At 69.0% G+C, this 2,277-nt stretch carries 1 protein-coding gene; it reads left to right on the forward strand.

Annotated features, from left to right (window positions below; genetic code table 11):
• Positions 1–97 precede the first annotated feature (97 nt).
• Positions 98–2,143, forward strand: coding sequence for a hypothetical protein (locus LCE31_RS39025; RefSeq protein ID WP_225022987.1), 2,046 nt, complete (start codon positions 98–100; stop codon positions 2,141–2,143).
• Positions 2,144–2,277 lie beyond the last annotated feature (134 nt).

The following is a 2,277-nucleotide window of genomic DNA, read 5'->3' on the forward strand; positions in this document are numbered from 1 at the left end:
GCTACCCGGGGGGCCATTGGGCGCTGGGGGGCGGGCGGTCAACGAGCCGCTGCTTGCGGCGTTGACGGGTGCAGCAACGAGCGGGTGCGCGGAGTGTGTGCAGCGGCTGGTGGATGAGGTCGCAGCCGAACCGGCGTGCGTGGTTCGCTTGGTGGAGGTGACACGGGTGTTCATGATCCAAACGAACCGGGGTGAGCTTCCCGCGTTCATGACCGACGATGACGATCGGTTCGGCCCACCCACGCCGGAGTTCACGCGTCTGGTGCGCGGCCTGACCGCCGCCGAGCCCGTAACCATGGTGTGCGAGCAGATGACGGGTGCCGAGCGGCGCGCCGCGGCCGGCGCCGCCATCGAGACGCTCGTAAGCCAGATGAGGATCGCGCACCAGCTGGGATTCGACGACAGCGAGACGCTGGCCCAGAGGTGCTGCGGGCTCGCCCTCCTACTGGTCGAATGGTGGCTCGGCAAGACGCCCATGGCCCGCCAACAGTTCAACGAGACATGGAACCAGCACGCCTTCGGTCATCGGGAGGCAGGGCTGCCTTACGACGGAGCCAACGCTTTGGCGTTGCTGCTAGGCGCCCTCCTGCACCACCAGGCCTGCCAGGATCAGCCGGAAGACGAGGACGACCTAGGGCCGCTGGTGTTCACTCGCGTTCTGCCCTTTCTGGAGAGCCCGGAGCGCGCCGCAGCCGTGCTGTCCGAATTTGTGGCACCGCCCCTAGCCGACGCGTTCAACGTGCCGATCAAGCGTTACGCCCGCGGTAACCCAAAGTTCGTTGCCGAGTTGTGCCGCTACCTCCGCGTTGTCCTCGCCATGCACGTGAAGGACTGCCCGTACGGCCTGCGCGAGATCGACCACGCGTGTACTCTCGCGCACCGCGTGGCCGTCCTGGAGCAGGACGAGAGACCGTACGTTGCGGCGCCGACATCGGAGGAGGGTCTGCGGGTAGCTCTGCCCTGGGTCGGCGTCCATGAGGAGGAGCCGGCCGAAGACGCGCCCGCCGCCCGCGCCGCCGGCCACGTCTGGCAGATCAACGTCGACCGGGTCGTGCTGGAGCGCTGGGACGTCGGCACCGCGCGCTTGAACGAGGCGATCTCCGAGGACTCCTCGATCGGCGAGCCGAAGTACCGGCCCGAGGTCGGCCTGGAGGCGCTGCGCTGCCCGCCTTGCGGCAGCCACGGCCCGTTCCTCGCCGAGGGCTCCTGGGGTGATCCGCTGACGCTGCACTGCCGCTGCGGTGTGACGATGATGTCGCCACTCGACGCCCAGCCTGATGACCTGGGCCGGCGTTTGCTCAAGCGGCTGATCCTGTGCGAGGAAGATCCGGCCTACGCGGCCCGCCGGATGCTCGCGTCCCTGGACGTGTTCCGGGAGCGTCAGCAAAAGGCGCGGGAGAGTAGGTGGTATCGCGGGCCGGATGACGGCGACGTGGCGGTCGTCGAGGCGGTCGACAGGGCGCTCGACTTGGACCGTAGTGACCTCGTGGCGGCCCTGACCGACGCGCTCCGGCCCCGCCTGCCCTGGCGGCACGAGGGCCGGGAGCTCACCCTGCTGCTTCTGCAGGCCCTCAACGCTTTGTCGCTTCCGGCCGTCTACGACAGCCCGGACGGACGCCACCTCACCGGGGCCGTGCGCGACCTGCTGACCGATATGAAAGAGGAAAACGCGCGGTGGGCTCCGACCCGCGCGCCGGTCGTGGACCGTCTGCGGTCCTGGCAGGCCGGGGGCGGGCCTCAGCTGTGGCAGGACGCCTGGGCGCGCACTCTGGAGATGGCGAAGCTTTACTTCGCCGGCATCCGCGTCGGGGACGGTCGCGTCGCCGACGGCTGCGCCGGCCTGACCCTTGGCCAGTACCTCCTGGCCCGGGAAGGAGACTGCGGCGTCGACCAGGTCACGGCGGACGACGTCCGCAACCTGGCGCTCCCGGGCGACGGCCAGGATCCTTCAGCGGTCATGCGCCGGTGGGCCGAACGCCTGACGGCAATAGGCCACGATCTTGACGCGGTTGACGACCCGGTCGCCCAGCTCTGGCAGCACCTCGCGACCGACAAGCCCACCGACACGTTCGGCGATCAGCGAGCGCCTGCCCTCATTCTCGGCCTGGACATCCTCGTCCGCTCCTTTCGCGTACGCCTCTGACGCAGCCGCCGCCCCGCCTCCATCCGATAATCACCACACCGTGTCCGCCGACACCGCTAGTGTCCTGAGTCGTTAATTCGTGTGCAGTATGCGGCGAGGGTGTCGAGGATGTCGTCGGCGGTCTTCGTCCAGAT

The sequence above is a fragment of the Streptomyces sp. 8L genome, from assembly GCF_020176795.1.
Taxonomy (GTDB): Bacteria; Actinomycetota; Actinomycetes; order Streptomycetales; family Streptomycetaceae; genus Streptomyces.